The sequence below is a fragment of the Flagellimonas marinaquae genome (genome assembly GCF_003992675.1).
Classification (GTDB): domain Bacteria; phylum Bacteroidota; class Bacteroidia; order Flavobacteriales; family Flavobacteriaceae; genus Flagellimonas; species Flagellimonas marinaquae.
The window spans coordinates 1-24824 of the sequence record NZ_RZMZ01000012.1 but is presented as its reverse complement, the minus strand read 5'-3'; the positions used below and the strand labels follow the sequence as shown (position 1 = coordinate 24824).

At 43.5% G+C, this 24824-nt stretch carries 16 protein-coding genes; 8 read left to right on the top strand and 8 right to left on the bottom strand.

Going from position 1 to position 24824, the window contains the following annotated elements; genetic code table 11:
* Positions 1 to 66 precede the first annotated feature (66 nt).
* Together EO130_RS06700 and EO130_RS06695 are read right to left on the bottom strand one after the other, a co-directional pair.
* A complete protein-coding gene (locus tag EO130_RS06700; protein ID WP_127140755.1) occupies positions 67 to 1794 on the bottom strand; it encodes a RagB/SusD family nutrient uptake outer membrane protein in 1728 nt (575 codons plus the stop codon).
* A gap of 4 nt (positions 1795 to 1798) precedes the next feature.
* Complete coding sequence (locus EO130_RS06695; RefSeq protein WP_127140754.1) at positions 1799 to 5041, bottom strand: SusC/RagA family TonB-linked outer membrane protein; 3243 nt, start codon at positions 5039 to 5041, stop codon at positions 1799 to 1801.
* A gap of 568 nt (positions 5042 to 5609) precedes the next feature.
* Here EO130_RS06695 and EO130_RS06690 point away from each other — a divergent pair.
* The 6 genes from EO130_RS06690 (at position 5610) to EO130_RS06665 (ending at position 15623) form a co-directional block, all read left to right on the top strand.
* The gene (locus EO130_RS06690; RefSeq protein ID WP_127140753.1) at positions 5610 to 6326 is read left to right on the top strand and encodes an NUDIX hydrolase; all 717 of its coding nucleotides are present in this window, start codon (positions 5610 to 5612) and stop codon (positions 6324 to 6326) included.
* A 62-nt stretch (positions 6327 to 6388) separates the two neighbouring features.
* A complete protein-coding gene (locus tag EO130_RS06685) occupies positions 6389 to 7747 on the top strand; it encodes a Gfo/Idh/MocA family protein (protein WP_127140752.1) in 1359 nt (452 codons plus the stop codon).
* A 97-nt stretch (positions 7748 to 7844) separates the two neighbouring features.
* The gene (locus EO130_RS06680; protein ID WP_127140751.1) at positions 7845 to 8462 is read left to right on the top strand and encodes a Crp/Fnr family transcriptional regulator; all 618 of its coding nucleotides are present in this window, start codon (positions 7845 to 7847) and stop codon (positions 8460 to 8462) included.
* A gap of 452 nt (positions 8463 to 8914) precedes the next feature.
* A complete protein-coding gene (locus EO130_RS06675; RefSeq protein WP_127140750.1) occupies positions 8915 to 9463 on the top strand; it encodes a DUF4347 domain-containing protein in 549 nt (182 codons plus the stop codon).
* A gap of 92 nt (positions 9464 to 9555) precedes the next feature.
* Positions 9556 to 14706 carry a T9SS type B sorting domain-containing protein gene (locus EO130_RS06670; protein ID WP_127140749.1) on the top strand — a complete coding sequence of 1717 codons (5151 nt, stop codon included), beginning with the start codon at positions 9556 to 9558 and terminating at the stop codon, positions 14704 to 14706.
* A gap of 26 nt (positions 14707 to 14732) precedes the next feature.
* Entirely contained in the window at positions 14733 to 15623 is an 891-nt protein-coding gene (locus EO130_RS06665; protein WP_127140748.1) for a PorP/SprF family type IX secretion system membrane protein, read from the top strand.
* 191 nt (positions 15624 to 15814) lie between these two features.
* Here EO130_RS06665 and EO130_RS06660 read toward each other — a convergent pair whose 3' ends face one another.
* The 4 genes from EO130_RS06660 to EO130_RS06645 form a co-directional block, all read right to left on the bottom strand.
* Entirely contained in the window at positions 15815 to 16549 is a 735-nt protein-coding gene (locus EO130_RS06660; protein ID WP_127140747.1) for a carbonic anhydrase family protein, read from the bottom strand.
* A gap of 364 nt (positions 16550 to 16913) precedes the next feature.
* Entirely contained in the window at positions 16914 to 17216 is a 303-nt protein-coding gene (locus tag EO130_RS06655) for a hypothetical protein (RefSeq protein ID WP_127140746.1), read from the bottom strand.
* An 18-nt stretch (positions 17217 to 17234) separates the two neighbouring features.
* On the bottom strand, positions 17235 to 18029 hold the full coding sequence (locus EO130_RS06650; RefSeq protein WP_241244313.1) for a sensor histidine kinase: 795 nt from the start codon (positions 18027 to 18029) through the stop codon (positions 17235 to 17237).
* A complete protein-coding gene (locus EO130_RS06645; protein ID WP_127140744.1) occupies positions 18019 to 18429 on the bottom strand; it encodes a GAF domain-containing protein in 411 nt (136 codons plus the stop codon). The genes EO130_RS06650 and EO130_RS06645 overlap by 11 nt, the downstream gene beginning before the upstream one ends.
* A 407-nt stretch (positions 18430 to 18836) precedes the next feature.
* On the opposite strand from EO130_RS06645, the gene EO130_RS06640 reads away from it, so the two are divergent.
* Complete coding sequence (locus EO130_RS06640; RefSeq protein ID WP_127140743.1) at positions 18837 to 20057, top strand: site-specific integrase; 1221 nt, start codon at positions 18837 to 18839, stop codon at positions 20055 to 20057.
* 501 nt (positions 20058 to 20558) lie between these two features.
* On the top strand, positions 20559 to 22124 hold the full coding sequence (locus tag EO130_RS06635; protein WP_127140742.1) for a Fic family protein: 1566 nt from the start codon (positions 20559 to 20561) through the stop codon (positions 22122 to 22124).
* Positions 22125 to 22512: 388 nt separating this feature from the next.
* Here the strand turns inward: EO130_RS06635 and EO130_RS06630 are convergent, their stop codons facing one another.
* Positions 22513 to 24165, bottom strand: coding sequence for a sodium:solute symporter (locus EO130_RS06630; protein ID WP_127140741.1), 1653 nt, complete (start codon positions 24163 to 24165; stop codon positions 22513 to 22515).
* Positions 24166 to 24194: 29 nt separating this feature from the next.
* Positions 24195 to 24824 (bottom strand): apurinic/apyrimidinic endonuclease family protein (locus tag EO130_RS06625; protein ID WP_470299659.1); only part of this gene is annotated, 630 nt, incomplete at its 5' end.

Genomic DNA, 24824 nt, shown 5'->3' with positions numbered 1-24824 from the left:
TTGCCAAAATATTGGCAACCTATTCACTCGAATTAAATTGAATTAAACTAACTCAGACTAATATTATTAGTATCCAGGGTTCTGTGTCAATATTCCACCGCTCAAATCAATTGAGGTCAATGGAATGGGCAGCAAATCAAACTGAGGCTGATATGAATTCATTTTTGGACCAAAATTGTCAATGGTTCGGGTTTCATTAGTCACATATTCTGAAATGACTTGATCAGCGACATCCCATCTTCTTAGGTCGAACAAACGGTGTCCTTCCATTCCTAACTCCACTCTTCTTTCGAAGCGAACGGCCTCACGGGCAAAGTCGGCATCTGGGAAAGAGGCGTACAAACCAACTTGGTAATTGGCTGCAGGACCTCCACCATCAACGGCTTGAACCACGGATGTGTTGGCTGCTCTTTCACGAACTTGGTTTACGTAGTTCAACGCAGTGGCCAAGTCTCCTGTTTCCACAGCAGCTTCCGCAGCCATCAAAAGAACATCTGCATATCGGATAATGTTATAGTTGATACCAGAATGCTGCTGACCCCATGCGCCGGCACCTTGATTGGTTGCCAACTCCTCGGCCTGATACACATTCTTTTTAGGAAGGTATGGTCCAGAAATATCGTTGAATCCTGCACGAATCCATTCCTTACCTACGTGTTCACCAAAACCGTTGTAGTCGATACCACGTCTTCCTACGGTGTAATCCAATCTAGGGTCAACCGGTGTGGTTGTATCTGGTTCAAAGGGCTCATCACTGTTGATACCATAATCATTTTTAAAATCGTTATCATTAAAGGTGTCAAAAAGTGGTAGTCCATTGGCATCCACTTGGAAAGCATTGGCTAAATCAATGGTTGGCTGATAAAATCCACAGCAAGAACCGAATGGTCCACCACCTGGGAAGTTCAAGGTACCTCCTTGGTTACCATTGAACGACTGGCCTGTATCAGCAGCATACTGAATTGCGAACACTGATTCTGGACCATTTTCGCCGGCAGCGTTGAAATTATCCAAATATTCGGTGTTCAAAGCAAATTCGCCACTGTTGATTACAGCGTTGAGCTCGGTTAAAGCATTTGCCCAATCTCCTTGATATAGGTGTGCTTTCCCCATGTAGGCGCGTGCCACAAATGCAGTGGGTCTTCCTGGGTCGGGTTGCTCTGCTCTTGTAGCTGGCAAATTTTCAATGGCAAATTGAAAATCTGATTCTATCTGCTCCCAAGCTGGACCACTATTGGGCTGGTTGAATTCCAACGTTTCATAGTTTTCCACACTTACAATGGAAACATTACCGTACATTTTGGTCAACTCAAAATAGTAGTGACCTCTCAAGAAACGGGCTTCCGCCTCTTGTCCGGTAATTGCTGCTGCATCTGCTGGCAACAAGGCATCCCTGTCGATACCATTGATTACAGAAAGTACAGCATTGGCACGGTTTACACCAGCGTAAAGTGCCGTAAACTTGGCACGGAAGTAATCGTTGGCCGTTTGCCAGTCAAAGGTTTCGATTTGATACAGCTCAATCTGGTCACCGTCGGTACTTCCCTTGTGGGCATCATCAGCGATGACATCGCACCACCAGTTATCACCTCCAACAGCAAAGGCATTTCCTTTGTTGTTGCTTCGCCATCCGTCCAGCATGCCGTAGGCACCTGTCAACAAGAGGTCTACCCCTTGTGGATTGGCCAAAGCGTCGTCACTTAAAGCCCCAATTGCGGGCGTATCTGAAAATTCATCCCCACACGAAAAGGTGACAGAGAGAATTGCCATTAAATAAATAAACTTCTTTTTCATCTTTTTACAATTTTAAATTTACTCCTAACAAAAATATCTGTGGTACGGGAAAAGTATTCTCATCCACACCAAGAGTGAAGGCCGAGTTGGCACCACTTGGAGGAAGAATTTCGGGATCGATGCCGTCGTAGCCAGTTATGGTAAACAAGTTACTAGCATTGGCATAAACACGCAAACTTGCTACGCCCCACTTGTCGGTCAATTGGCTTGGTAGGGTATATCCAACCACCAAGTTTTTCAATCGAACAAAAGAACCATCCTCAACGAACCATGAGCTTGAATTGGTCTCTCCATTCAAGATAGTATAACTCAATGCGGGTTGTGATCCGTTAGGATTTGTGGTCGGGTTAAAGGCATCCAAAACCCTGGTGCTCCTATTTCCGTCAGGGAACGTTGGGAAGTCGGTATAGATTTTGTCAAAGTTGTAGATATCGTTACCTGCAACACCACTAAAGAATACGCTGAAATCCCAATTTTTGTAGTTGGCGCTCAAGTTCAGACCAAAGTTTACGTCTGGTGTTGGATTACCGATGTAGGTACGGTCGTCATCATTAACCACACCGTCGTTGTTCAAATCAACGTAACGGATTCTACCAACACCTGCTGCTGGAGACGCAAAACCTTGGTCAGGTCCTGCAGACACTTCAGCTTCACTTCGGTAAATACCGTCCGCTACACGACCGTAGAAAGAAGAAATCGGTTGTCCTTCCTCGGTTCTTGTAATTGGTCCACCCCTGAAGGATTGTCCGATGAGGAAACCTTCCAAACTGGTCACTTCGTTGGAAACAGTGGACATATTAAAGTCTACACCAAAGTTAAAATCCCGTCCAACAGCTCCTTGGTACGAAATATTCAAATCGATACCAGAGTTTTCCACATTACCACGGTTCACATAAGGTGCTCCGGCATCGATGGCGGTATCACTGATTACTGTTTCATCAGCAACAATCAAATCTTTCGTCGTGATCTTGTAATATTCCAAGGAAAGTGCCAAGGCATTATCAAAAAAGCCCAATTCTGCACCTACGTTAAAGGTTTCACTGGTTTCCCATTGGATGTTGGGATTACCAACACCTGACAGAACTGCTCCTGATCTTAAGTTAGTACCACCGTCGAAAACGTAATCAGCAACTACGTTGTTCAAGTTGTTAATGTTGATACCTGGGTTGTCCACTGGTAATTCTTGGTTACCCAAAAGACCCCAAGAAGCCTTTAATTTTAAACGATTGACCGCTCCCGAGCTTGGGAAGAAGTCCTCGTTACTTAAAACCCAACCACCGCTAAATGCAGGGAAGTAACCACTCTGGTTGTCTCCCAAGAATCTTGAGGAACGGTCACGTCTTAAGGTAGCGCTCACCAAGTACTTATCAGAATACGAGTAGTTCACCGATCCGAAGACAGAGGAAAGCGTGTTTACAAAATCGAAGGTGTTGCCCGGATTCACAATGGGTGCTCCAGAGGCATTATCCAACAAATAGAAATCGGGAGTTTCAAAAAGGAATCCTGTGGCAGAAACCTGAAGACTCTTTCCAGTATTTTCTACTGCTTCTATACCAAGTAACGCATTGATACTATGATCTCCAAAGTTTTTGACATAGTTCAAAGTATTGGTCCAAATCCAGCTTTGGGTCTGTTGGTTCCTTTCGGTCAACGTATTGGTTGATCTTGGCTCGGCAGATTCAGGATCTAGTGCCAAGAAATCTCTTTGACTGAAAATACTGATGTTTCCACCAATACTAGTCTTTAAAGTCAAATTATCGGTGATGGCATAACTGGCATAAACGTCACCAATCAAACGGGTTTCCCTGAAAAAGTCATCCGCATCACGAGTTAAGTTGGCGACAGGGTTAGAGGCATTGGACAATCCATTCGGATTGGCGTATGCTCCAGCGAAACGGCCCAAATTATCACGAACAGGCACCAAGGGGCTTAATCGCAAAGCCAATTGGGTTTGGTTACCTCCCACGTTTTGAGAGTTACTGTAAGAAGCATTTAAGTGCTCTCCAATAGTCAAGCGCTTTCCAATTTTAAATTCTGAGTTCAAACGTATTTGACCTCTTTCAAATCCTGTTTCCAACTGAATACCCTCACGGTTCAAATAACCGAAGGTGGCAGAAAACTTGGAAGTTTCATTACCGTTGGAGAAGGTAGCAGAAATATTCTGGGTAGGTGCGCTTCTAAAAATCTCATCCAACCAATTGGTCCCGCCTGGTCTCACAGGGGCAACTACTTCTTCCCCGGTTCCCAACAAACTTACGCCCAATAATTGGTTCGGTACTTGAGGTTGACCGCCGTTCGGGAAGTATTGTGGGTGCCTAATCGCTGCAGGATCTGTTCCATTACGGATCGCATCATTGGTCAAACTCTGAAAGATAACGTCGCCTAACTGCGATGCATTCAAAATATCCGGCAAACGATTAGCCCTTGAGAAACCAGTAGATACATCTACATTGATAGATAGTTTGTTTTGGTTGTAGTTACCACTTTTAGTGGTTACGATAATAACACCATTGGAAGCCCTAGCACCATAGATAGAGGCAGCACCATCTTTCAACACGTTGATCTGTGCGATGTCCTGTGGGTTAATGGTGTTCAAAATGTTAGGGTCTTGGGTCTGTGCCCCATCAATAATGTACAGCGGGTTGTTGTTGTTAGGTGTTCCCAAACCTCGAATACGAACAATGGGCGCGGCACCTGGGTTACCCGCATTTGTGATACTAACACCCGTTGCACGACCTTCCAAAGCTTCAGCAACGTTTACCAAAGGTTGCTTCACGGCCTCGGAAACATCAACGGATGCAACAGCACCGGTCAAATCGCCTCGAGTCTGTGTACCATAACCGGTTACAACCACCTCATCCAGTGCAGCGGCATCTTCCACCAAGGTTACGTCCACTACAGAATTACCATTTACTGGCACTTCCATGGTTTTAAAACCTACATATGAAAAAATCAAGGTAGCGTCGGAAGGAGCTGTAATCGAATAATTTCCATCGAAATCTGTCTGCGTCCCGTTGGTGGTACCCTTAACTATAACGTTGGTACCAGGTAAAGGAGCTCCCATATTGTCCACAACGGTTCCCGTTATGGTCAATTGGTAAGGGGGTGAAGTAGCCTCACCCAAGTCTGGGGACGCTGCCAATGCAGATACACCCACAAACATCATTGTCATTGACAAAAAGAAGGTCTGAAAAGCCTTTAGGCAATCGGACAACCTTGTCAAAACTTTACATCTGTTTTGATTCATAGATAGTCTATTTAGTTTAGTTAATTTGAATGATTGCGACAGTGCATATTGTCTCAATCATGAACAATAATAGTTAAAATTTTATAATTGACAATATTTTAACACTAAATATTCATATCGCTAAAAATCGATTATCCAGATTGACAATATGCAAATCCTAACAAAACGTTAATACGCCTAAGGTCGCGGCAGCGCTCAGAAAATCTCCGGTGAACCAAAACAAGGAACCGATATAAAAATTGAACAAAAATCTATTGGATTGTTACAACTTCTTCCCTCCTTCTGCTCCAAACGCAAATGTTAAAATTGATTACCCAGATCTATGTGGTAAGCGTATACCGCAAGGTTCATTCCATGCGCATCAACCGAACACCATAATCAAGTCAAAAAATTCTTAGTTCCCGCACTGTTTTCAAATCCTTTATTGAGTGTTGCATTTCCGAAAGTGAATGATTTTGCCCAAAATGATTAACATAGTCCTATCTTATATTGTATCAAATTGCTACAATAAAGGCTTGATTTTTTCAGAATTAACTTTTTTTGATGTACATTTTGCGATGTTTACACTATGTTGCCTTCAGCGGATAAATATTTAGCCAATGTTTCTTTTGATACCGTAATCTTTGGTTTTACGGGCGAAGAACTAAAGATTTTGATACTTGAGTATCAAAATTCTGGGAAGTTTGCCTTGCCCGGTGGCTATATCAGGCGGGATCAAGATTTGCTTGATGCGGTTAAAACAGGTGTGATGAAACGAACTGGTTTAACCAAAATCCATCTAGAGCAATTTCACACCTTTGGAAGGCTTCATCGTTCAGACCCGGACACCACCATCGAGATAGGAAGAGCCTTGGGAATTGAAATGCCCAAGGACCACTGGGTACTGGATAGGTTTATTACTATCGGTTATTATTCCCTTATCGATTATAAGCAAGTACAACCTTCACCAAATAGATATTCGGATTCGATTAACTGGTACAGCATCAACAAGTTGCCCAAATTGATGATGGACCATCAAGAAATTGTCGACAAGGCCTTGGAAGCCATTCGCAATGATTTAGGCAAAAAACCGATTGGCCTCAATCTTTTGCCCGAGAAGTTTACGATGAAAGAACTTCGCAAGGTATACGAAGCTATTTTGAACGAAAAGCTGCGCCGCACCACCTTTCAGCGCAAAATATTGAGCATGGGCATTTTAAAAAGACATGAAAAACTGTACACCGGAGCAGCTAACAAGGCACCCTATTTATACAGTTTTGACAAAGAGAAGGCAGAACAGTATTAATGCCCAACCGTGCTCGGTAATGAATTTTGAACCCTAACAACCCAACCAACAATGCCAACCTGATGACATACTGGGATCGTAGAAGTTTCATAAAAGGTACTAGTGCCGCCCTTGCCCTATCTTCCTTGGGCACCTACGGTATGGATGTTTTGTATTCCGCCAAAAAGTGGAATGTGGGGCTCATTGGCACGGGATGGTATGGCAAGAGCGACTTGTTCAGACTGATTCAAGTCGCCAACGTGGAGGTGGTATCCCTGTGTGATGTGGACCAAAAACAACTGGAAGAAGCCGCCACCTTGGTCTCCATGAGACAAAAATCCGGAAAAAGACCACGACTATACCGTGATTATCGAAAAATGTTGGCGGAGAAAAATCTGGATATCGTACTGATTGGGTCTCCCGATCATTGGCATGCCCTACAGGCCATCGAGTCCATGGAGTCCGGTGCCCATTTGTACCTGCAAAAGCCTATCAGTTTAGATGTCATGGAGGGCGAAGCCATTCTTGACACCGCCAGAAGACTAGGCAGAAAAGTACAGGTGGGAACCCAACGCCGCAGCACTCCACATTTGATCGAGGGCAAAAAAAATATCATCGACGCTGGACTCTTGGGAAAGATATCCCATGTAGAAATGTGCTGCTACTACCATATGCGCTGGAATGCCAATCCGCCGCAACAGCAAGTACCCGACTATTTTGATTATGACCTTTGGTCAGGACCAGCCCCTTTACGGCCCTATTTTGGACTTCCACACAGAAAATGGCGTGCCTTTATGGAGTATGGCAACGGTATTATGGGCGATATGTGCGTTCATATGCTGGACACTGTACGTTGGATGCTTGGACTGGGATGGCCTAAGAAAATTAGCTCTACAGGTGGTATTTATGTGCAAAAGGACTCCATTGCCAACACTCCCGATACTCAGACCGCAATATTTGAATTTGACGAACTCAATTGTGTGTGGCAGCACAGAAGCTGGGGCAACCCAACTGACCCTGAATATCCGTGGGCCTTTTTTATTTATGGAGAAAAAGGCACCTTTAAAGGGAGTGTTTTCAAGTATGAATTTATACCCCACGGAGATGGCAAGACCATACAAAAAGATGTGGTCTACGAACGGGAAAAATATCCAGAGGACCTCATCGAAAAAGATATCGAATTGCATACCGCACCTGCCACAAGAGCTCATATGCTGGATTTATTGGATGCAATCGAAAAGGATAGATTACCTGTTGCCGATGTGGAAGAGGGCCATATTTCAACAGCAAGTTGTATTTTGGCCAATATGGCCATGGCTTTGGAGCGGCCCCTGGTGTACCATCCGGAAAAACGAATTGTTTTAGGTGATACGGAAGCTACATCACTTTTAAAAAGGACTTATCGGGAACCATGGGAGCATCCATCTGATTCACGATTATAAAACAGCATAAAACCATGGAACTCCTTTAGTGTATTATTTTTAGTACGATATATTATCTTTATAGCATAATATAACTTTCAACCAAACCAATACGTAAATGTCTCCCAAAGAGAATTCCGATAAAAACCTATACATTGTTTTCTTCCTCAATTCAATTTACCCCGTCAGTCCAAGTCTCAAAGCATTCTTAATTGATAACATCAAAAGCTGTTCCTTTCAAAAAAATGAATTGATCAGTAAGGCTGGGGAAATATGTAATCGTCTGTACCTTATAAAAAAAGGTATGGTGCGGGGATATTTTATGAGTGAAGGCACGGATATCACTACTTGGATCGATTCAGAGAACGAAGTCTGTACCTCCATCACCGGTTTTTTCCGCAATCAAGAAAGCCAGGAATACATTCAAAGTCTGGAGCATACCCATTGCGACTATCTCGAATACGAGGATTACAAATACTGTCTGAACCACTTTCCTGAAATGCGCCACATCAACAGGATTCTTATGGAAGAATACTACATTTTGGCCGAACACAGGGTCTATTTAGCCCGGATACCCAATGCACGTAAACGTCTGGCATTTTTTATGGACCAAATAAAACCTCAAATTGTTGAACGTATCCCCAGAAAGTACTTGGCTTCCTATTTGGCCATGAGACCGGAAACCTTGTCAAGGCTAATGAAAGAGCAGAGCAAAACGAGCTCCGAAACCCGATAGACCTAAAACCACCTTTTCTTGAGGTAGCACTCTACCCTCATGCCAAAATATTTTTTTTTAGAGTTTCAGGTACTTTATTTCAACAACATTCCTCTCAATATATGTAAGAAAATACCATTAAATTGATTTTTGTCAATTTATGGAACGATTTTTTGAAATAAGGCATATACACCTCCGTTTCTTAAAATGTAAATAAGAAATAGATTACAACTATTGATTATTTTTTGTAAGAAATAATAAGAAATGAATTTCAAAAACAATTTCCAACAATTATGACATAGCTCTACTATTCCAATTCTCTATTCTAGACCTTTTTTAACAATAACGTGATGTAGCAATTGCTACAAATACGAAAAAAATAGCTGCAAATCGCGGCCAGGACGATTCATGTCCACTTTCAAACAAAACTTGAACCCTAAAATTATTTACGAAAACCTAAACGCAATCAACCCATGAAAACAGTCATCAACCTAAAAACCTTAATGAACTTTTTGCTCCTAACCCTTATGGCAATCGGAGTTTCCAAGGCCCAAAGCAGCGATGTGGTGGTAATGGATGCCCAATATTACCAAAAACAGGATATCCTAAGCAGACTCCCATCCAATAGCGACATTTTGGAAATCAACGGAGAAGATAATCCATGGAAAACCATTCGGGAATATGTTCAGCAAAACAGTTCGATACAAACTATTCACTTGTTTGTTAATACCACTTACAATGCCTTTGAACTTGGAGGGATAACCTATGACACCCAACATGTAGCACAAGAATTTGAATTTTCTATGCTCGAAGGCCTATATCAGGGAACCAATTTCCAACTTCTAGTTTACGATTGCAATCTAGGATCTAATCCAGAGGGTCTTGCGCTAATAAAACAAATCAGCGAACGCTCCTATCTCAATATCGGGGTTCCCAATAACTGTAGTTCCATTTTGGATGGCAGTTTGGATTTTGACCACACGACGATGAACCAGACTATCAATAGTTCAATACTTAAATAGAACAACCAACCATGAAACATTTTTTACAAACCTCACTAACACTTTTCACCCTTTTTCTGCTTTGCGGTGCTATTCAGGCCCAAACAGTAGATATGACAGTACAACAGGGACCAAATGTGGATGTAATGGTCACTGTTGGATCAGCAAATTTGGATCTTTCCACTTTTGAGAACGATTTGGAACAGGCCATGTATGCCAAAGGAATCCCACTGGGCAAACTAAGAGTGGAAGCCTTTCAACGGAGTTCCATTTCTTCCGATCAAGCAGATGCCAGCGACATTTTTAACAGCTGGAACAAAATGAATTTCAACGGTACTGAGCCTCCTGTTCACTCCTCTTACACGGGAGATTACTTTTCCTTTGATTCAGGAACCAATCAAATCATCGCAGATTTCGTAAACAGATATAACGGTTACGGCTATGCGATGTACGACCCAACTGGGGATGTAGCCGACGGGACCATATCCGCCACATTCGGACTATCCGGTTCACCCTACACCCATGCGGAAGTTGGGTTTATCTTTAGAAAGGTAGATAACGACAATTTCTACGCTTATATCATCGACAACCACACGTATTGTGGAAACCTAATGAACTACGCCAATGGTGACGGGTTTCCAGCCGAGGCCATCTTAAAAAGAGAAAACGGGGTTACTACCATTTTGGCTGTGAACACCAGTAGCGGACGTTCCGGCTCGGCCACCTACGGATGGGATGCCAACAGGGCCGATATGTTCGCCGCCTTCTACAATGGCCAAAAAATTGATTTTAAAATAGAAATGTCGGGCGACAACATCAAAATCTCGCGTAGAGGTGGTGGCGGCAATGCTGGCACCGACTGGATCCAATCTTTTGACATCACAGATACTTCTTTCCCTTCAGGCAGTTACGGATTCTATGTACATGAACAGCAAAATGCCTATTTCAAGGATATCAATATCGAAAAATTGGAGCTACGTGCCTTCAAGGACGTACTTCGTGAACCACAGTGGAGAAACAGTGCTCTGCGTTTTAACGTCAACTTGGATGATATCGAAGTTGCCGATTTTGATAGTGATCAAGACCTTTCCGAAATTTTGATGCGTACCATCAATGAAGATATCCACTATCTCGGCTGGGGAACCAATGCCAACCAAGCGCAGTTTGAACGTTTTATTCAACAGAACAACGCTCAGGGAACCTTCATCAACCGGGATGCTGGAAGCTGGTCAAGCTGGATGGACGATATGGCGCAATACATTTACGATCAGTATCAATTTGGGACCGTTACCGCAGGGGAATTCTTTATTGCGGGCACCTCGGTCGAAATCGACGTAGACCCCGCCCAGTTAAAATCCAATACGGCCAATGCCAGTTATCCTTCGGGAAGATGGAAGATTACGCATGACGAAACTTATTTTGATAACAACACCGGAAAGGTATCTTGGGACGGACTCTATTTGGAAGATGTACCGGAATTCTATGAAAAACCGGGTAAATACTCTTTCACTTTTGAGGATTTGCCAACCGCGCCCACTACCCTTTTCTTTCACAGGAAACCAGTGGCCAGTTTTACTTATAGTGCGGATACCGGATTCATCAACAACACCTCATACGATTTGGATGGGGGTGCCAATAACGGTATCAACCAATCCGAATGGAAATGGAAGGCCGTAGATGCCACCTCAACCAACGATTGGACCATTGGACAATTTGATAAAAACTCCGTTCCCGATGGAGAATATTTGGTGATGCTGAGGGTTCAGGACCACCAAGGCACTTGGAGCAGTCCAACCAGTATCTACGTTGAAAAAACAGCCAGTTCAGGCGGAGCAACGGATTTGCCCATTGCGCAGTTCAACATCCAACCCGATTTGATCAATACCTATACGGGCAATATGACCATTGGAATTGTGGATAATTCGGTTGACCCCTACGGAAGAACCCTATCCGTACAGGAATGGATCGTTACCCAACGTACCTATGATACCGACGGGAATCCTTCTGACACCCAAATTTATAATGCTGGTACGCCCATGACCGATTTTTCGGCTTACAACAATCTGTCAGCAGATTACATTATAAGCCTACGGACACAGACCAATACAGGGGTTTGGTCCGAACCCTTTTATCGTACCCTGACGATTGTGGATGATAATACCGACCCGACCATCACAGCCAACCCAACCAGTGGAAACTTGGATACCAACACGGATATTCAGTTGGTGTTCCAAGATGAAAATGGTGGCAGCGGCTTTGACGTGCAGCGATTTGCCAAAATCCAAAGTGTCTCTGCACCTACAACCGACCACGCTTCATGGAGTTCTTGGAGCAATAGTCAGTCCAAGACCACGTCCTTCAATACCGGGGGTGCTGGCTGGTACATTCACGCTGAAGTAAAAGACAATGCAGGAAATGTGGGAACCGCAACATTTGGCCCTTATAACATTACCCTAGTGGTTAGTTCCGACGATGATTTGGCTATTTTGGACGAGGATACCGTGTCGGACCCCATCGATGTGCTCTACAACGATGTGTACGATATGGGTGCTACCCCAACAGTGACCATAACCGCCCAAGGAACCAAGGGAAATGCCGTGGTCAACAGCAGTAATCAAGTGATTTACACACCAAATGCCAATGAAAATGGTACCGATACGGTAACCTACGAGTTGGATGACCAAGGACAGAAAGTTACAGCAAACATTACGCTTTCTATTTTACCAGAGGACGACGAGCCAATAGCCAATGACGATAGCTTCAATTTGGATGAAAATGCCACCTTAAACGATGACGTATCCACCAACGATGTGGAAATCGACGGAGATGATTTGGTATACCACATCATTACCAATCCTTCCCATGCAGCAGCATTTACCTTTAATCCAGATGGAACCTTTACCTACGAGCACAATGGTGACGAATCGGCAACGGATAGCTTTACCTATAATTTTGAAGATGCCGTTTCCTTTTCGCAGACCGTGACTGCAACCTTGAACATCACCAACGTGAACGATGTTCCATCAGGAGCCAATAGCACCGTGGAAGTGATTCAGGATGCCGCCTACACCTTTACGACAGCAGACTTTACTTTTACCGATGTGGACCCCAATGATTCCTTTAATGGTATTCAAGTAATATCGTTGCCCGCCAAAGGTATCTTGGAGTACAATGGTTCAGCGGTAGGGGTCAATGATATGATCGATGACATATCCCTATTGACCTACTTAACGGCCATTGGTGAGTACGGAGACAGTTATAGCTCTTTCTCATTCAAAGTGAAGGACAACGATGACGCGGTTAGTGCTTCCAGCTATACCGCAAGTATCAACGCTTCGCAGGACACGGATGGTGATGGAATCCAGGATGATTTGGATGACGACGACGATAACGACGGTACTCCCGATACCGAGGACGCTTTCCCGAAGGATGCTTCCGAAGATACCGATACCGACGGTGACGGAACAGGCGACAATGCCGATGACGATGATGACAACGACGGTACACCCGATTCGGATGATGCTTTCCCTAAAGATGCTTCCGAAAATACCGATACGGACGGTGACGGAACAGGCGACAATGCCGACGAGGACGACGATAACGACGGTACGCCGGACAGCGAAGATGCCTTCCCGAAAGATCCTACCGAGGATACCGATACGGACGGTGACGGAACAGGCGACAATGCCGACGACGACGATGACAACGACGGCACTCCCGATTCTGAGGATGCTTTCCCGAAAGATGCTTCCGAAGATACCGATACGGACGGTGACGGAACTGGCGACAATGCCGACGAGGACGACGATAACGATGGTACGCCGGACAGCGAAGATGCCTTTCCGAAAGATCCTACCGAGGATACCGACACCGATGGTGATGGAACAGGCGACAATGCCGACGAGGACGATGATAACGACGGCACTCCGGACAACGAAGATGCCTTCCCGAAGGATGCTTCCGAAGATACCGATACAGACGGTGACGGAACAGGCGACAATGCCGATGACGATGATGATAACGACGGTACTCCAGACAACGAAGATGCCTTTCCGAAGCACGCTTCCGAAGATACCGATACTGATGGGGACGGAACAGGGGACAATACCGACGAAGATGACGACAATGACGGAACACCTGACAACGAAGATGCCTTCCCGAAAGATGCTTCCGAGGATACCGATACAGACGGCGACGGTACTGGCGACAATACCGATGAGGACGACGATAACGATGGTACTCCGGATACCGAGGATGCCTTCCCGAAGGATGCTTCCGAGGATACCGACACCGATGGTGACGGAACTGGCGACAACGCCGATGGCGACGATGATAACGACGGTACTCCGGATAACGAAGATGCCTTCCCGAAGGATGCTTCCGAAAATACGGACACAGATGGTGACGGAACAGGAGACAACACCGATGGCGACGATGATAACGACGGTACTCCGGATACCGAAGATGCCTTCCCGAAGGATGCTTCCGAGGATACCGACACCGATGGTGACGGAACTGGCGACAACGCCGACGATGATGCAGACAACGATGGTGTGCCAGACGCTGAAGATGCCTTCCCCAACGACCCCAACGAAACCTCCGATGTAGACGGTGATGGTATTGGTGATAACGCAGATATCGATGATGATAACGACGGCGTAACCGATACGGATAACGATGGAGACGGCTTAGGCGACAATGTAGACAATGATGATGACAATGATGGCATCCCTGACAGCGAGGATGATTTCCCAATGGATGCCAGTGAAACTGTGGATACCGATGGAGATGGTATTGGGGACAATGCAGATACTGATGATGACGGGGACGGATACTCCGATGAAGTAGAACTGATGGAAGGGACCGACCCTATCGATGCGTCCAGCAAACCCATGGATACCGATGGCGATGGCATCCCCGATACCATGGATGAAGATGACGACAACGACGGCGTTGCCGATTTCGATGATGCCTTTCCTACGGACGAAGAACCATTATTGGTACCCGCCCAGGCCTTTACGCCTAACGGGGACGGTAACAACGATGCCTGGATCATACCAGGGATAGACAATTACCCGAACAACGTGGTCAAAGTCTACAACCGATGGGGTCACGAAGTGTTTGCCACTAAATCCTACCGTAACAATTGGGAAGGTTTCTATAAAAGTAGGAACGAAAAACTTCCCGCAGGATCTTATCTATACATCATAGACCTTGGCGATGGAAGTGCGCCGTTACAGGGCTGGATATTCATCAACTATTAATACCAACAAAAAACCATACTACAACAATGAGACTTTTCAATAACATAAAATTACTGGCCCTGTTCCTTGTGATCTGCTCTACAGCAAACGCCCAACAGGACCCCAACTATACCTTTTACCGATATAACATGAACATTTACAACCCTGCCTTCGTAGGGAGTTCGGAGGCTGCAGAATTCGCTTTGGGAATTCGCAGCCAATGGGCGGGCATCGAGGGAGCTCCCGAGAGCCAGAGTGGCATCTTCGGGATGCCCGTGGGCAAAAATGTGGGGCTCGGGGCCTCCATTCTAAATGATCGGACATTTATCGAACAACAAACCTGGGTGGCCATTGATGTGTCGTACAACGTGCAGTTGGATGAAGAGCACACCCTTTATTTCGGAATCAAGGGAAGCGCGAACTCCTACGATGCCAACACACAAGGCCTTGTCACCTACGGTGTAGGCCAAGATGGCGCCCTGATGGACTATGAAAGCCGTTTTACCCCAAATGTCGGGGCGGGCGTCTATTTGAAACACGATAGGTATTTTGCTTCCCTCTCGGCACCTAAGCTGTTGACCCCAGACCGTTTACAGGAACGTGATGGAAATGCCTTTCTAGGTGTAGACCGCATGCACGCCTATTTGAGCGGGGGGTACACCTTTTTACTGGGACGGACCCTTGACCTAAAAACGATGGGCATGTTCCGTTATGTGGATGCATCACCTATCTCGGTGGAACTAACCGGCATCCTGGACTTTGGGGAACGCTTTGAGTTTGGGGCCAGTTATCGACATGATGAGAGTATTAGCGGACTGTTCTTGTTCAACATCGGCAATGGATTCAATTTGGGATATGCTTACGAAACTTCTATCCAAAACCCGATTGATGGACTGGACAACAACACCCACGAGCTGTTTATGCGGTTGAAAATGTAAACTGTAATTTGCATAAGAGAAGGGGCTGTCTAAAAAGCTGTTTACCTATCTGTTCGAGCGCAGTCGAGAACTTAAGACACATTGCTAATCAATGGGTTTCGACTGCGCTCAACCTGACAAGGTTCAAATAGTACCGCTTTTAAGACAGCCCCTTTTTATCAAATTTTATAAGGAAATGGTTTCTTTCAAAATCAATCCAAGAAATTAACCACTCCTGTATCCATATCGTAAACCGCTCCACGGATATCTATTTCACCTTTATCGAACATTTCTTTCAAAATGGGGCTACCCTTCTTTATGTTATCAATGGTCTGATATACGTTGTTTTCTGCCACTTCATGAACTAGTAGCCTGTTTTTGGACGTACGTTCCCCTTCGGATTTGGTGGACATTTCAACCGCTGGTTTTATATTTTGTAACATGGCAGTTATATTTCCAAGTTCTACGCCATCTATCGCCGCATGGATGGCGCCACAATTCTCGTGCGCCATCACCAAAATCAATTTGGCTCCCGCTACTTTGGTGGCAAACTCCATACTTCCCAAAATATCGTTGTTCACGAAATTTCCAGCCACGCGTGCAACAAAAATATCGCCTATGCCCTTATCAAAAACATCCTCCACAGGAACTCGACTATCAACGCAGGATAAAACAATGGCCTTGGGATACTGGGCACCAGCTGTTTCACGGATTTGGAAGGAATGGTCCCGTGCGGTCAAATCGCTCCTCACGAAACGCTCATTACCTGCCTGAAACTGCAACAACACATCGTTAGGGGTCAACGCAGCCTGTTCCTCTGCGGTCAACACATCCTCCACAAGTATAGCACTTCTACTAATTTCCACGGTCTCTCCCATTTGAGCTGAAAGTGTGTTGAAGCCCAACAAAGAGAGTACAAAAACGAACGTATTCAAATTATTTTTCATCGGTTGCAAAGTTTTATTTAATCCAGCAAAAATAGATGCAAACCTCGAAATTAATACTATTACTATTCATAAATAATAGTTAAACTAACATATTTAATAGTTTTACTATTATTTTATAGATATTAAATATCCAAGATGAGTAATAGTAGCATCTGAAAAGTGAAATTGAAAACGACTAAAATTCGCTAATGAGTTGATTAGCAACCTTTTTTTGAGCCAGCTATCCAACTAGATAGAGAAACAATTGGTGCCAGAAGAAGCGTTGCTGCCGTCAGCTTACATGGGTTACCGTACGAGAGGAGGCAACCATCAACATTGAATGTTACTGGATTTCGAATTCGACCCTAACCTCACCCTCGGTGGCCTATAATGGATCAAACAAAAAGGCAACGGGAATCATACCGTAGTACTCCATTTTCAGGTCGTCTGAAAAAGAGCCCATATATTTTCTATCCAAGCCTAAAAAACGAATGGCTATGGTATCATTTACAGACCCTTGCACTTTAAACAGAGCAACACCATAGGGCTTAAGGGGCTTTTCGTAAGGAACCAAGGTATCAAAAACCGGTTGCGAAAAATCAGTGATCACGTGTGTCTTACTTCGTTTGCCACAGGAAGAAACCACTAGGGTGCCCAAAACAAACGGAAGGATTCTTTTCAATATCATACGAAAGGGATATACTTCTTACTCCTTTAAAGGTATAACAATGCGTACACTTGTACCCTTACCCTCTTCCGAATCAATGGTAAGCGTTCCTTGAATACTCTCCACCATTTCCATGACCAATTGAAGCCCAAGACCATACCCCTTTTCATAATTGGTGCCGAGGTCATCGAACCAGGCCAATTTATTGAGATTATCCAATCGTTCTTTGGGGATTCCCTTGCCGTTGTCACGAACTTCGATCATTAGGACCCTACCTCCTTCTTTATCCGCAATATCAAGATTAACATGAACAGTTCCTTGGGATGGGGTAAATTTGATGGAATTAGCAATAAGATTCCCTACAATAGGCAACAGTTTTTTTCTCGAAAACTCTAGGTTCCCCATGGCGCCATTAATAACGACGTCAAGGTCAATTTCCTTATTACGAGCAGGAAGGGCGTAAAGGTCCTCCAAATGTTCTTTAAGGCTGGAAAGTGTCAAATGATTTTCTTGTTGCCGAGCTTTTTGTCGCTCCAAAATATCATCGGTCAAATCCATCAATTTTGAAGCAGCACCTTTGATCATTCCCATATATTGTCTAAATTCATCTTCCTCTAAAGGTGCGTTTTCCGTACTTACTGCAAGACCCAGAATACCCCCAACCGGACCTCTCACATCGTGGGCCAATTGGTTGCGCTGCACGATGGACTTATCCAATGTATCTTGGAGTTCATCCATTTTTAATTTGCTCTCCAATTTTTCCACAATCTCATTGGCAACGAGGCGAAGCAACTTTTTCTTTTCCTCTGAAACGGTTTTTTCCTCATGATCCATCACGCAAAGGGCACCGATTTTTTTCTCCGGTCTTCACCTTGAGCGGAATGCCTAAATAATAACGGAATCCGTCATCTGCCTTAACAAAAGGTCTGTCACTGAACCGCTCATCATGTCCCAGATGCGGAATTTCCATGATATGATCGGATTGAATTGTGTATTGACAGATGGAATACTCCAAATCCATTTGGAAGACGTCCAGATTATGCCGGGATACACTCCATTGGGAGTGCTGGTCAAGCAAATTGATAAGGGAAATTTCGGTGCCAGCGATATGCGCTGCAAGTTCTACCAAGCCCTTGAATTCTTCATGGAGGCTTGTGTAATCCAAATCAAACTCGCCTAATTTTTTGATTCGCTCATACACTATTTTAGTGCGCTCTGCATCTGCTAACTTCATAAATCATATTTTACTTAAAATAGTCCAATTAACATCCACTCTTAAGAGGTGTACATTTGTAGTCCATAACGAATATTTAATTCGTCTAGTATACAAATTCAATGTATTTTCCTACAAATTTGGTTTGATTGGCACTTGGGAAAAGTGGACGAAAGAATACTCACCTCACAAAAAAAGCCTTGAAAAGTGTTACTTCCAAGGCCTTTTGTTTCTGGTGATCGCGGAAGGATTCGAACCTTCGACCGTCTGCTTAGAAGCCGCTTTAAGGCCAATTCTTCAAAAGCCAGAAATACATTTATTTTATTGTTTTTCAGTTTGTTACGTTTACTTTGATATCAATTGATATCAAATGAATACGACCTTTTGTTTGCAAATTGTTTGCAAATTTTTTTGCTAACTTGAAGTTAATGAGAACGTATTTGACCCTTTTATTGGACACCAGAAGAGCTAAAAAAGATGGCTCCTACCCTATCATTTTTCGCCTTACCCATCTGCGTAAAACAACATCCATCGCAACCGGGTTTTCAATATCCGAAATATTTTGGGATCATCAAAAATGTTCCATTAAAAGAAACTACACCCGCACAGAATCCATTGCCAGATTAAATACACTTTTATTAAAGGAAGAAGCTCGTGCAAATGATATTCTAAACAAACTTTCTGACCAAGGCAAATTGAACTATTTATCAATTGTGGAAGTCAAAAAAAGAATTACGAGAAATAGTACCTATGAGTCATTTTTTGAATTTGGAAACGCTGTGGTTGAAGATTTAAAAGCCGCTCATAGGTATGGGACCGCTCGGCATTATAAAGGTATATTATCCGTCCTAAAGACATTCAACAAGGGCAAAGATCTTAAGTTCAATGAAGTGAATTACTCTTTCATCAAACGTTTTGAAAAACATCATTTGGCCAAAGGAAATAGTTGGAACGGTTTATCTACTTATCTACGTGGGCTTCGGGCACTCTTCAACAAAGGTATAAAGGCGGGATTAATTGAAAAGGAAGCTTATCCTTTTACAAACTATACCATAAGACAAATTCCAACTGAAAAACGGGCCTTAGAAATCGAAGAAATCAGAAAGATTATCGAACTGGAGATTCCGGAAGACCAAGCTCTGTTTAGATATCGAAATTATTTTATTTGCTCCTTTTTTCTGTATGGAATGAATTTTACGGATATGGCCTACCTCCAAGTGAGTAATATTGTTAACGGCCGTATTAAATTTCGTAGAAAAAAAACCGGGAAGCTATATGACATAAAAATATCCGAGCAACTTACAGAAATCTTGAATATTTATTTAAAAGGAAAGAAAGAAGAGGATTATATATTTCCTGTGATAAAACGAGATGATCCAGCTAAGCAGGAACGTGAGATCAATTGGGAACGACAAAGATATAATCGAGGCTTAAAAAAAATTCAAGAACTATGCGGAATTGAGCAAAAACTCACAACCTATGTTAGCCGACATAGCTTTGCTACGCAAGCCATGCTTCACAACATTCCCTTAGAGGCCATTTCAGCTATGCTTGGGCATAGTAAGCTGAATACAACTCAAATCTATCTCAAATCGTTGCCTACTACTATACTCGATGATTATAATGAACGGTTAATTGAAGCTATCTAAACTTGTTCGATTGTCTACAATCGGAGAGTCGTCATGACTGAACCATCCATATGATTGTATGTTATTGTAAATCAATAACTAGCACTGATGTTTTAAATCCTGCACACCTTATTGCACATTTTTGTATGGATTGAGCATAAGTACATATCCTCAGAGAATAAAAATAGTCAAAACTGCTCAAAAAGTACCAAATATTTTAAAAACGACATCCACGTTATGTAACATCTGGACAATCCTTCCAATTTTTACTATAATCGCCAGAATGTATTTAGCAACCCTGCAGCATAGCACAAATATCTGACTTTCCAATTATTACATCCAAATAGTAGATGGTTCAAATTTTCCATTTTTGTAATCTCGGCTATCCGGCTCATACAAAAATGAGGTAGGTTCAAACATCTTCGTGCTCGTGCCCACTTTTTATACAATTGCCAAATTTGCGCCTATTTTTATTGTACTGCACGTATATTTATGATAACTTGCGCCTATATTTTTTATATAATGTTAAAAAGCGCCCACTTTTCATTTGTTGCACCCGTTTTTAACGGTGTGGTTCTTCCAGAAGAAGGTATCATCTCTGGCTATGCAGCCATTATACATAAGTTAGGGCTCGCTGTCCCATTACCAATACCCTTTACAGTCGTCAGTTTAAAAACTAAACGGATCAAGGACAAAAGTTTCACTTATCTTCCAAAGAGTTATGCAGTGGATGATTCCCTTCAACTCTCGGAAGTGGAGGCATTATATAAGCACCTTGTTTTTGCACTTAAGTATGAAGGTGTAAATCTATTGACTTTCAGCGCTCTTACAACGCATTATACCGAAGATGAACTGACTCAATTAATCAGTATCGAGCCAACCGGCCAATATTCAAGAAGGATATGGTTTTTAGTGGAATGGTTGATGCAAAGGGAACTTTCAGGGATTTCAGACCTAAGCAAAAAGAGTTATGTGGATGTTATCGATACAAAACAACAATTTGGGATAAAGGGCATTCGATCGCCGAGACAAATGGTCAATAATAATTTGCCAGGAACTGTTGACTTCTGTCCATTGATACGAAGAACTGCATTGTTGGAGCAATATATCAATGAAAAACTCTCCAATAAAAACAGCACCTATCTCAAGGGCATTCGGAAAAGTATCCTACAACGGGCAGCTGCATTTTTGTTGTTAAAGGATTCAAAGGCATCCTTCACCATCGAAGGCGAAAGCCCAAAGAGTAAACGTGCCGCACGATGGGGACAAGCTATAGGTCAAGCAGGGATGAAAGATCTTAGTCATCATGAATTTGAACGGCTACAACAACTGGTTATTGAAAACTCACGCTTTATTGACATGGGGTATCGGAAAAAAGGTGGTTTTATAGGAGAACGGGACAGGGATACCTTTTCTCCGGTTCCAGATCATATCTCCGCCAAACACGAGGATATCCAACAACTTATGACAGGATTATTGGAAACCAACCAAAAACTATTGGACAACGAAATGGATGCAGTACTTGCTGCTGCCAGTATTTCGTTCGGTTTTGTATTTATACATCCATTTGCCGACGGAAATGGGCGAATACATCGTTATTTGATCCATCATGTTTTGGCAAAAAAGCAATTTTCGGAACAGGGCTTGATTTTCCCGGTTTCCGCATCCATACTAAGCCATATTGGGGATTATCAAAAAGTATTGGAAGGGTATTCCATCCCGCTATTGGATTTTATTGATTGGAAAGAAACAAGTGACCACAACGTGGAGGTCATAAACGAAACAATAGATTACTATCGTTATTTTGATGTGACCCCACAAGCTGAGTTCTTATACTCTTGTGTCAAGGATACCATTGAGAACATTATTCCAAATGAAGTGAACTATCTCGGCAAATATGAAGAGTTTAAATACTACATTGACAATACCTACGAAATGCCGGATGATATGGTATCATTGTTGGTCCGCTTTTTGGAACAAAACGATGGCTCCTTGTCCAAAAGAGCAAAAAAGAAAGAGTTTGTACAACTCAGTGAAAGTGAAATTAAGGATATCGAACACCGTTATAACCTTATTTTCAATTCTTAAAAAAGTGCCTTAGTAATCAAACCAATCTTATTGGAAACGCCGGACAAAGTATACCAACTTCGCCAGATAAAATTGAGCACCCGCGGGACTAACACAAAAATTTGACTTTCAAACTACTAAGCACAATTAATAGTTAGCTCAAATTTTCCGTTTTTTGTGGCCTTTACCATGCGGCTCATCCGATCATGTAGCATGGTTTCAAAAATGCTATGGGAATACTTGGTGATTACGATCAGGTCCGATTCCAATACACGGGCCCTCTCAAGAGTGTCCCAAGTAACGGATTTGGAAAGGGGTACCTAATCACTTAATACTATAAATTATCTTTATTTAAAGAAGCAAAAAAAAGCCCCTATTAGGGGGCTCTTATCTTATTGAAATGAAGGCATTAACCCGTGAAATAGGAAAGAACGGCAACAACAATAATGACCAACAGCACCGATAGCACGACATCAATGGTACTGTAACTGCCCTTGGACGCCAATCGGTCCTCAGGAGACAAGGTCCCAAAAGAGAGTCCTTTAATCCGAATATAATCGGGAGGTGAGGTGGCCAAGGTAACCCCAGTGCACAAAAGCATCGAAAAAATGAACATGAATATGGCCATGTGGGCGAAATTCACCGTAGCAAATTGGAACAAAAAGCCAGCTGCCTCAGTTCCAGCCGTAATTTGTGGCTGGTAATAAATTTCAGAACCCAAACGCAGAATCAACAAGACTAATCCCGCCAACAAGGTGGTGATGGCCGCCTTCGAATTAACACGCTTCCAGATAATTCCCAATAAAAAAACAGTGGTTACTGGGGGAGCAATGTAAGATTGTACATTTTGAAGATATTGGTACATGACGCCACCTCCAATTTTCTCCATAATAGGAATCCATACAATCCCTAATACCACAATAATTCCGGTAGCAATTTTGCCAATGGTCAATAATTCCCTTTCTGATTTTTCTGGACGTAATTTTTTATATATATCGATAGTAAAAATGGTAGAGCATGAATTGAATACCGAAGCCAAAGAGCTCATCAAGGCAGCCATCAAGCCACCCGCCACCAATCCTTTTAAACCAACTGGCAAGAGCGTTGTTACCAACATTGGAAAAGCCCGGTCAGCACGATCGACATGAAATACCTCTGGGTTTTGAATCGTTAGGGCAAACGCTATGATTCCAGGAATCAGGAAAATCAAAATGGGCATCAACTTCAGATAGGCCCCAAATATGGCACCCCTTCTTCCGATTTTGATATTATTGGCCGCCAAGGTACGCTGTACGATATACTGGTCCGTACACCAATACCATATACCAACGATGGTACCTCCAAAAAGCAGTCCGGTCCAAGGGAAATCGGGATCGCTCATCGGTCGCCACATATTAAAATGATCGGGACTGACCGAAGTGACGGTTTCATGCAGTTGTGCCCATCCCCCTACTTCCTGTAGGCCTAAATAGGTAATCACCAAAGAGCCTAGAATAAGGATGATGGTTTGAAGTGTTTCCGTATATATTACGGCTTTCATCCCGCCGATTACGGTATATATGCCCGTAAACACCACCACACCAATGGCCCCATACCAGAATGGGATGCCCAATAACTCGGAAACCACTATACCACCAGCATAGATGGTCACCGAAACCTTGGTGAGCACATAAGCCACCAAAGAGAAAATGGACAGGAACCATCTAGATCGGCTATCAAAGCGCTTTTCCAAAAATTCAGGCATGGTAAAGGCCCCACTTCGTATGTAAAATGGAAGAAATAACCAGCCGAGCAATAATACAATCCAAGCGTGAAGTTCATAGTGCGCCATTGGAGTGCCCGATTCGAATCCGGTTCCGGCCAGGCCAACAACATGTTCCGAGCCGATATTTGATGCAAAAATAGAGGCTCCGATGACAAACCACCCTACATTCCTACCGGCCAGAAAATAGTCTTCTGTATTCTTGTTTTTTTGGGATACCACCCACACGGCTACACCGATCAGGGCTAAAAAATAGATGCCCAAGACTATCCAATCCGGTCTTTCTAAAACTGATTCCATAAAGTTAGTTTGATAGGTTAACGAAAAGCTTAGATGTACTGATTGATTATATTCTCGAACAATTCTTGCCGCCCGCTGGTCTTTTTAATGTTCGGATGCGCTGTGGCATGGGCGTAAAGGTCTTCCAGTGAAAGCTGGCCTTCCTCAAATGCCTTTCCCGAACCAGCATCAAAGGAAGCATAGCGATTCTTACGTAGGCTAAGATACTTGGAGTTTTCCAAAATATCGTTTGCGGCCAATAAGGCCCTTGCAAAGGCGTCCATTCCCCCGATGTGCGCATGGAAGATGTCCTCGAGGTCGGTGGAGTTCCTCCGTATTTTCGCGTCAAAGTTTATGCCCCCACCTTGGAATCCGCCGGCCTGGAGGATGACCAACATGGCCTGAGCCAGTTCGTAAACGTCCACGGGGAACTGGTCGGTGTCCCAACCGTTCTGGTAATCCCCTCTGTTGGCATCGATACTGCCCAGCATATTGTTGTCCGCGGCCACTTGCAGCTCGTGCTCAAAGGTATGCTGGGCCAAGGTGGCATGGTTGACCTCGATGTTGAGTTTGAAATCGTCCAAAAGGTCATATTTGGTAAGAAAACCGATTACGGTCGCCACATCAAAGTCGTATTGGTGCTTGGTGGGCTCCATGGGCTTTGGTTCGATGAAGAAGGT

Bases quoted from the DNA above. Each gene is read 5' to 3' on its own strand.
- EO130_RS06645 (WP_127140744.1), bottom strand. From the start codon at position 18,429: ATGAAGTTAGCAGATGCAGAGCGCACTAAAATAGTGTATGAGCGAATC.
- EO130_RS06660 (WP_127140747.1), bottom strand. From the start codon at position 16,549: ATGAAAAATAATTTGAATACGTTCGTTTTTGTACTCTCTTTGTTGGGC.
- EO130_RS06685 (WP_127140752.1), top strand. From the start codon at position 6,389: ATGACATACTGGGATCGTAGAAGTTTCATAAAAGGTACTAGTGCCGCC.
- EO130_RS06675 (WP_127140750.1), top strand. From the start codon at position 8,915: ATGAAAACAGTCATCAACCTAAAAACCTTAATGAACTTTTTGCTCCTA.
- EO130_RS06640 (WP_127140743.1), top strand. From the start codon at position 18,837: ATGAGAACGTATTTGACCCTTTTATTGGACACCAGAAGAGCTAAAAAA.
- EO130_RS06695 (WP_127140754.1), bottom strand. From the start codon at position 5,041: ATGAATCAAAACAGATGTAAAGTTTTGACAAGGTTGTCCGATTGCCTA.
- EO130_RS06635 (WP_127140742.1), top strand. From the start codon at position 20,559: ATGTTAAAAAGCGCCCACTTTTCATTTGTTGCACCCGTTTTTAACGGT.
- EO130_RS06690 (WP_127140753.1), top strand. From the start codon at position 5,610: ATGTTGCCTTCAGCGGATAAATATTTAGCCAATGTTTCTTTTGATACC.
- EO130_RS06670 (WP_127140749.1), top strand. From the start codon at position 9,556: ATGACAGTACAACAGGGACCAAATGTGGATGTAATGGTCACTGTTGGA.
- EO130_RS06700 (WP_127140755.1), bottom strand. From the start codon at position 1,794: ATGAAAAAGAAGTTTATTTATTTAATGGCAATTCTCTCTGTCACCTTT.
- EO130_RS06655 (WP_127140746.1), bottom strand. From the start codon at position 17,216: ATGATATTGAAAAGAATCCTTCCGTTTGTTTTGGGCACCCTAGTGGTT.
- EO130_RS06650 (WP_241244313.1), bottom strand. From the start codon at position 18,029: ATGGATCATGAGGAAAAAACCGTTTCAGAGGAAAAGAAAAAGTTGCTT.
- EO130_RS06680 (WP_127140751.1), top strand. From the start codon at position 7,845: ATGTCTCCCAAAGAGAATTCCGATAAAAACCTATACATTGTTTTCTTC.
- EO130_RS06630 (WP_127140741.1), bottom strand. From the start codon at position 24,165: ATGGAATCAGTTTTAGAAAGACCGGATTGGATAGTCTTGGGCATCTAT.
- EO130_RS06665 (WP_127140748.1), top strand. From the start codon at position 14,733: ATGAGACTTTTCAATAACATAAAATTACTGGCCCTGTTCCTTGTGATC.